The 7,012-nt window shown below is 74.1% G+C and carries 8 protein-coding genes; 4 read left to right on the top strand and 4 right to left on the bottom strand.

All coding sequences use genetic code 11. The features are described from left to right. Positions 1-14: 14 nt before the first annotated feature. Positions 15-917, bottom strand: a complete 903-nt coding sequence (locus F8274_RS29385; RefSeq protein ID WP_151465607.1) for a diiron oxygenase — start codon at positions 915-917, stop codon at positions 15-17. Positions 918-965: 48 nt separating this feature from the next. Between F8274_RS29385 and F8274_RS29380 the strand changes: the two genes are divergently transcribed. The 4 genes from F8274_RS29380 (at position 966) to F8274_RS29365 (ending at position 3,505) form a co-directional block, all read left to right on the top strand. After that, complete coding sequence (locus tag F8274_RS29380) at positions 966-1,682, top strand: TetR family transcriptional regulator (RefSeq protein WP_151465606.1); 717 nt, start codon at positions 966-968, stop codon at positions 1,680-1,682. Then, positions 1,679-1,954, top strand: a complete 276-nt coding sequence (locus F8274_RS29375) for a DUF4873 domain-containing protein (protein WP_151465605.1) — start codon at positions 1,679-1,681, stop codon at positions 1,952-1,954. Before F8274_RS29380 ends, F8274_RS29375 begins: the two co-directional genes overlap by 4 nt. A 52-nt stretch (positions 1,955-2,006) precedes the next feature. After that, positions 2,007-2,642: a YdcF family protein gene (locus F8274_RS29370; RefSeq protein WP_151465604.1), complete on the top strand. Its 636-nt coding sequence runs from the start codon at positions 2,007-2,009 to the stop codon at positions 2,640-2,642. 98 nt (positions 2,643-2,740) lie between these two features. After that, the gene (locus tag F8274_RS29365) at positions 2,741-3,505 is read left to right on the top strand and encodes a glycosyltransferase family 2 protein (protein WP_151465603.1); all 765 of its coding nucleotides are present in this window, start codon (positions 2,741-2,743) and stop codon (positions 3,503-3,505) included. Here the strand turns inward: F8274_RS29365 and F8274_RS29360 are convergent. The 3 genes from F8274_RS29360 to F8274_RS29350 all read right to left on the bottom strand — a co-directional run. Beyond that, positions 3,465-4,238 carry an SDR family oxidoreductase gene (locus tag F8274_RS29360; protein WP_151465602.1) on the bottom strand — a complete coding sequence of 258 codons (774 nt, stop codon included), beginning with the start codon at positions 4,236-4,238 and terminating at the stop codon, positions 3,465-3,467. The two genes, F8274_RS29365 and F8274_RS29360, sit on opposite strands and share 41 nt — an antisense overlap. Positions 4,239-4,243: 5 nt before the next feature. Further along, on the bottom strand, positions 4,244-4,366 hold the full coding sequence (locus F8274_RS29355; RefSeq protein ID WP_091265774.1) for a 50S ribosomal protein L36: 123 nt from the start codon (positions 4,364-4,366) through the stop codon (positions 4,244-4,246). A gap of 102 nt (positions 4,367-4,468) precedes the next feature. Then, positions 4,469-7,012, bottom strand: a 2,544-nt coding sequence (locus F8274_RS29350) for a discoidin domain-containing protein (protein WP_370518288.1), incomplete at its 5' end; no start/stop codon positions are given.

Here is a 7,012-nt window from a genome sequence, read left to right as displayed (position 1 = left end):
AGGGCCGCCGTCGGTCAGTCCGGCAGGAGGCCGGCGCGGCGCCAGAGCAGCCGGCCCGGCCCGGCGACCAGACCCAGCTCGGTGAGGTGCTCGGTGATGCGCTGGGCGGACCAGCGCAGGGTGGCCCGCCAGTGCGGGTTGGCCCGGGCCGCGGCCACCCCGACGGCGGGCGGGATGCCGACCGCCGCGTAGGCGCGCGGATTGACCAGGCGGCGGGTGATCGAGTACGCGGCCCGCCCGATCACCAGCCGCGCGTAGCCCAGCGCGACCGGGCCGGCGGCCTCGACCTGACGGGCCAGCTCGTCGCGGGCGAACCGTACGTGCCGGGCCTCCTCGACCACGTGGATCCGGGACACCATCCGGATCAGCGGCTGGATCGACTCGTCGGCCATGGCCTCCCGCTGGAACGCGTCGAGCATCTCCTCGGCGATGAGGATGGCCGCGTACATCTGCGGGCCGGTGGCGGTGGCCTTGAGCCAGCGCCCGAGCAGGTGATCGACCGGGTCGGCGCGGTAGACCGGGCAGCCGAGCGCCTCGATGAGCCGACCGAACATGATGGAGTGCCGGCACTCGTCGGCGACCTCGGTGAGCGCGTACTGGGCGTGCCGGGTGGTCGGGTCGGCGTCGTAGTAGTGCCGGATGAGCATCTGCATGAGGATCGTCTCGAACCACAGTCCGGCGCTGGCCGCGCCGGCCACCTCGTGCTTGGTCAGCTCGATCCGCTGCTCCTCGCTCATCCCCTCCCACAGCGCCGTGCCGTACAGGCTGCTGCGCCGTGGCGGCATCCAGTAGGCCCCGGGGGTGTGCGGCGCCGACCAGTCGATGTCGACGACGGGGTCGTAGCTCGTGCGCACCGAGGCGGCGAGCAGGCGGGTGGCCACCGCCTCGCGCGGGAATCCGGCCGACGTCCCCTCCATGGCCCCTCCAGGTTGACGTAACTTCGAGTAACTGTTACGAGTGGTAGCATGCGACGCACCTCCACGGATGTCAATGCCTCGGACCCACCGCCGGAGCCGGCCACACCCCCGCGCACCGGCCGGCGCGACCGCTGGGCCGACCACCGCGAACAGCGGCGGCAGGAGCTGATCGGCGCCGCCGTGCAGGCGCTGCTGCGGCACGGGCCGACCGTCGACATGGATCAGGTGGCTGCCACGGCCGGGGTCAGCAAGCCGGTGCTCTACCGCTACTTCGCCGACAAGGCCCAGCTCTGGCTGGCCGTCAGCGAGGTGGTGGCGGCCCGGGTCGTCGACGCCGTGGCCCCCGCCGTCGAGCGGGTCCGCGAGGAGCGGGCGCTGGTCGAGGCGACCATCGACGCCTACCTGAGCATCATCGAGTCCGAGCCGACGCTCTACCGGTTCCTGCTGCACGAGGCCGGGCATCCCGGCATCCAGCAGGTGGTGGCCGGCACCAGCCGGCAGGTCGCCACCGGGTTGGCCCGGGTCATCGGGGACCGGCTGCGCGCGCTCGGGCTCGACGCCGGCCCGGCCGAGCCCTGGGCGTACGGGCTGGTCGGGTTCGTGCAGGCGGTCGGCGACTGGTGGGCCACCCACGGCCAGCCCATCCGCCGGGCCGCGCTCACCGACTACCTGACCACCCTGCTCTGGAGCGGCATCGAAGGGGTCCGGCGCGGGGCCGACCTGCCCCCCGAGCTGACCCGCGCGCACGAGCGGATCGAGTGGTGAGCTGGCAGGGTCCGGCCGAGGTCGCCGGCACCCCGGTCCGGCTGCACGCCAGCGGGCGCTGGGAGCCGGTCGACGGGCGCTACCACTGGGCCGGGCGCATCGAGCCGGACCCGCGCATGCTGCGGCTGCTCCGCTCCGGCCGGCGCGACGTCGAGGTGCGGGTCGGGGAGCGGGTCGCCCGGGGCCGGCTCGCCGAGGCCGACCCGTGGGGCGGGGTGCGGGTCACCGGCGTGGGTGAGCCGCCCTGGCCGCCCGGCGCGGACGAGGACTGAACGCCGCGCGACGCGGACGAGGGCGGACTCCCGCCGGCGTACCGTGGGTCGGATGACGCCGACCGCCACCGTGCTGCTGGTGTTCGGACGCGGGGTGGTCGCGGGCGACGACGGCTACCGGCTCAGCGCCGGGAGCGTCGCCCGCGCCCGGGCCGCCATCGGGTACGTCCGCGCGCACGCGGCCGACTTCCGGCGGGCCGCCGGGGCGCGGGTGGTGTTCACCGGCGGCTGGCCGCACGGCCGCGCCGGGGCGCCGGGCCCGCCCGCCGGGTACCGGGAGGGCGAGCTGATGCTGGCCCTGGCCCGCGCCGCCGGCCTCGACGGGTACGCCCGGCTGCACGCCGAGACCCGGTCCCGGACCACCCTGCAGAACCTGGCGCACACCGTCCAGGACGGACTGCTCGCCGGTGAGGTCTTCACCCCGGCCCGGCCGCTCGGGCTGGTCTCCCACCCGTGGCACCTGCCCCGGATCCGGTTCCTCGCCGGCAAGGTGCTCGGGCTGTCCGGCGCGACGCTGCTGGACGTGCCCGTGACCGGGCCCGACCCGGTGCCCGCCGGCCGCGAGCGAGTGGCCCGGGCCGCCAGCCGCGTGTGCTACCTCGGCCTGCGTACCCCCGAGGCGCTGCTGCGGCGGGAGCACGGCCTGGCCCGCTCGGCGCAGCGCGTCGCGGGCCTGTTCCGCCGCTGAACCCGGCGGGATTCGCCGGCCCGCGCCTCGGGTAAGGACGGTCGTCGATCGGCCCCGACGGCGGGGCCGGCGGGCGACGGGTCCACCCGGGAGGTTCCGTGATCGTGCTGGTGCCGGTGTACCGACCCGGGGACCGCCTGCCGCGGCTCGTCGACGACCTGACCGCCGCGCTGCCCGCCGCGCACGTGGTGGTCGTCGACGACGGCAGCGGCCCGACCTCCGCCGGTGTGCTCGCGGCGGCCCGCGACCGGGGCGCCACGGTGCTGCGCCGCCGGGTCAACCGGGGCAAGGGCATCGTGCTGAAGACCGGCTTCCGGTACGTCGCCGGCCACCACCGGGGTCGCGACGTGGTGTGCGTGGACGCCGACGGGCAGCACCTGATCCCCGACGTCGTCCGCGTCACCGACCGGATGCGCGACAGCGGCGCGCTGGCGCTGGGCGTGCGCCGGTTCGACGGCGAGGTGCCGCTGCGCAGCCGGTTCGGCAACGCGGCGACCCGGGCGGCGTTCCGCCTCGCCACCGGCGTCCCCGTGCGGGACACCCAGACCGGGCTGCGGGCCTACCCGGCCGGGCTGCTCGGCTGGCTGCGGACCGTCCCCGGCGAGCGGTTCGAGTACGAGATGAACGTGCTGCTGCACGCGGCCCGGGCCGGGCTGCCCATCGCGCAGGTCCCCATCGCCACCCGCTACCAGGCCGGCAACGCCTCGTCGCACTTCTCCGCGCTGACCGACTCGGCCCGGATCTACGGTCCGCTGGCGCGGTTCGCGGCCGCCCGGCTGCTCGCGCCTCGACGTCGCGGCGAGGACGTGCCCCCGACCGAGGTCACGTCGTCGCGTCCCACACCTGCGACTCGAACTCCCTGAGCTGTTGCCGCATCTCCTCCGGCCACGCCGTCCGGAAGGGATGCCGGTCGGCCGGGATCACCCGGACCATCTCCTCGACCATCTCCTCGGGGTCGCGCTGGTGCTCCAGGTAGTCGGCGAAGTCGGGCCGGTCCAGCAGGGCGGTCGAGGGGTCCCACCACTGGGACATCGCCTCGACGCCGGTGTCGTTGTAGCCGGTCCGGTAGGGGCCGGGGTTGACCACGGCGACGCGGACGCCACGCGGCTCCAGTTCGCCCTTCATGGCCCAGGCCAGGGCCTCGATGGCATGCTTCGTGGCGGCGTAGACGCCGACGAAGGGCCGGGTCCGGATGCCGACCGCGGAGGACACCCAGACGACCTTGCCGGCGCCGCGCTCCAGCATCGGCGGCACGAGGTCCTGCACGAGGTGCAGGTGCGCGAAGACGTTCACGTCGAAGGACCGGCGGACGCGGTCCATCGGGATCTCCACCACCGCCCCCGCCTCCTGGACGCCGGCGTTGAGCACCAGGATGTCCACCCGGTGCCGCCGGGCGGCGGCACGGTCGGCCGCGTCCGTGACGTCCAGTTTGATCGCGTCGAGGGTCACTCCGGCCCGCTCGGCCTCGGCGCGCAGGTCGCGCACCTGCGGCCAGATCTCGGCGCCGGCGATCACGTGGTGGCCGGCCCGGGCCAGGCCGAGGGCGGCGCCCCGGCCGAGGCCGCTGCCGGCCCCGGTGATGAGGATGTCGGCCACCTCGGTCAGCCCTGCCGGGCCTTCTGCCGGGGATCCGCCTTGTTGAGCACGAACACCTTGCCGCGGCGGCGTACCACGATCGAGTTGGCCTTGCGCTTCAGCGCGCGCAGGGAGCTTCGGACCTTCATCCCGTTCCTCCGTTCCCGCTGGTTTCCCCGTCCGGGTCGCGTACCCGCCGGGACCACCGTCATGCGCGGGGGCGGCAGGTCTCCCTGCCGCCCCCGGGCCGGTCACGGATAACTGACCACGTTCACCGGAACGGTGTTCGTGCCCTGGGCCGTGCCACCGGTGTCGTTGATGACGTGGGTGATCGACCCGTTGCCGCCCAGCGAGACGGTGAGCAGGCTGTGGAACCGCACACCGGCCCTGGTCGGCGCCTCGAAGCCGTGGTACGCCGCGATGGTGGGGTCGACGTTGAAGTAGCAGTAGCTGCCCATCCCCCAGCCCTCGAACGAGCTGACCCCGTCGGCCACCTTGAAGGCGGCGTAGCCGACCCGCGAGCCGTTCATCCAGGCCGACGCGCTCGGCGGGTCGTACGGCAACTCGTTCTGGAAGAAGATCGTCCGCCCGTTGTTGCCGTTCCAGATCACCTCGGTCTTCTGGTAGTGCTCGACGAAGAGCCCGAGTGCCGTGACGTTGTTGCCGTTGACGATGAGGCCGGTGTCGGCGGTGTTCACGGTCCAGCCGATGCCGGTGCCGTGGTCGCCGCGCCACGCCCAGATGTGGTCGATCAGGGCGTCGTTCTGGTTGACCACCAGGCTCGTGGTGGCCTTGCCCGCGCCGGCGCCGCCGATGCGGAAGAAGACGTCCTGGATCGAGGTCGGGTTGGCGGCGTGGCTCGCGGCCGAGCCGGCCGGGCCGACCTGGAGCAGCACCGGCGAGTTGACCGGGCCGGCGTCGAAGAGCAGCCCGGCCAGCCGGACCCCGTCCACGTCGGCGACGGTCATGGGGGTCACCCCGTTCTGCGGGATCAGCGTCGGGTAGCCCACGCCGAGCACCACGGTGCCGGGGCGGTTGACCGTGATGGTCTGGTTGACCGGGTAGACGCCGGGGGTGAACAGCAGGTTCAAACCCTGCGCCAGTGCCGCGTTGATGGTCGCGGCCGAGTCGCCCGGCTTGGCGACGTAGAACTGGCTCAGCGGCACGGAGGTGCCGGGTGTGGCGCCGCCCAGCCAGGACGCGCCGCTGGCGTTGGTCCGGGTGGAGGGGACGAACACCTGGTAGTTGCCGCCGCCGTCGAGGTAGAGGTACGGGATGTCGCGGCTGACCGGGGTCTGCGCCAGGGTGGTGTACGCCGGGTTGGGGAAGCTGGTGGCCGGCGCACCGACCACGCCGGAGCTGGTCATGTTCCACACGGCGTTGAGGTAGCCGCCCACGTTGCTGTCCCGGGTGTACCACTGCTGCTGCGAGTACGGCTGGACCACGCCGGTGACCCGGCTGTCCGCGATGTAGCCGCCGCTGGCCCAGCCGTAGCCGTTCGGGGCCAGGTTGAGGTCGCCCTGGATGTCCATCCGGCGGAACGGCGCGGCCTGCGAGACGGCCCACCGGGTGAACCCGGCCGACGGGAAGACCTGCATGTTGGACGCCGACCGCCAGAAGTTCTGGGTGGCGTTGCCGTTGAACCAGCCGGCGTCGACGGTGACGTCCCCGTGGATCCGGACGTCGCCGGGGTTCCGGCCGAGCCCCATGATCGAGGTGTAGAAGCCGATCTGCGCGTTGATGCCCGAGTAGTCGCCCGGCTTGAACATGAGCGCGTACCGCTGGGTGCCGAACTGGTTCGACTCCTGGGTGCGGAAGACCGCGTCGAGCTGGCTCTGGATGCTGGCGCTGGACATCGACGGGTCGAACGTGACGACGTTCGGCCCGAGCGAGCCGCCGCCCGGGATGGTGCCGCCGCCGGTGGTGTTCACGGTGACCTCCCAGAGCGAGTATCCCCAGCCGGTGGCGCGGGCGGTGCCGTACACCCGCACGTAGCGGCCGGAGCCGCTGACGGTGAGGGTGTCGGTCCCGCCGTCCCCGGCGGTGGTGGCGTACACGGTGGTCCAGGCGGCGCCGTCGGTGGAGGTCTGGACCTGGTACGCCCGCCCGTAGGCGGCCTCCCAGCTCAGCACGATCCGGCAGAGGGTGCGGACGCTGCCGAGGTCGACCTGGAGCCACTGCGGATCGCTCGCCGCGCTGGCCCAGCGGGTGGTCGCGCTGCCGTCCACCGCCGCGGCGGCGGAGGTCCCGGCGTTCTCGGTGGACGAGGCGGTGGCCGGCCGGCCCTGCGCCGCGTTGGTCGCCGTGTCGCAGCCGGCGCCGCCGCCGGTCGCGCCGTAGACCTGGAACTCCCACAGCGAGTAGCCGTAGGCGGTGGCCCGGACGGTGCCGGTCATCCGCACGTAGCGGCCGGTGCCGTTGACCGTGAGGTCGTCGGTGCCGCCGTCGCCGGCCGCGGTGCTGAAGACGGTGGTCCAGGTGGCGCCGTCGGTCGAGGTCTGGATCTGGTACGCCCGGGCGTACGCGGCCTCCCAGGCCAGGGTGACCCGGGAGACGGTGGCGGTGGCGCCCAGGTCGACCTGGATCCACTGGGGATCGGCGAAGGCGCTGGCCCACCGGGTGCCGGCGTTGCCGTCGGTGGCGTTGCTGGCCGGGACGCCGGCGTTCTCCACCGAGGAGGCCGTGGTGGGCCGACCCTGCGAGAGCAGCGGGTCGGCCGCCCGGACCGGGGACGGCGGTGCCACCAGTGCCACGGTGGCGAGCAGCGCGGCCAGCACGGCGAGCAGCCGGCGCAG

The sequence above is a fragment of the Micromonospora sp. AMSO31t genome, from assembly GCF_008868175.1.
Classification (GTDB): Bacteria; Actinomycetota; Actinomycetes; order Mycobacteriales; family Micromonosporaceae; genus Micromonospora.
The sequence above is the reverse complement of the archived record's forward strand: the minus strand, read 5'-3'. Positions and strand labels throughout refer to the sequence as shown.

Coding starts and splice junctions, on each gene's coding strand:
- F8274_RS29385 (WP_151465607.1), bottom strand. CDS start 917: ATGGAGGGGACGTCGGCCGGATTCCCGCGCGAGGCGGTGGCCACCCGC.
- F8274_RS29380 (WP_151465606.1), top strand. CDS start 966: ATGCGACGCACCTCCACGGATGTCAATGCCTCGGACCCACCGCCGGAG.
- F8274_RS29370 (WP_151465604.1), top strand. CDS start 2,007: ATGACGCCGACCGCCACCGTGCTGCTGGTGTTCGGACGCGGGGTGGTC.
- F8274_RS29355 (WP_091265774.1), bottom strand. CDS start 4,366: ATGAAGGTCCGAAGCTCCCTGCGCGCGCTGAAGCGCAAGGCCAACTCG.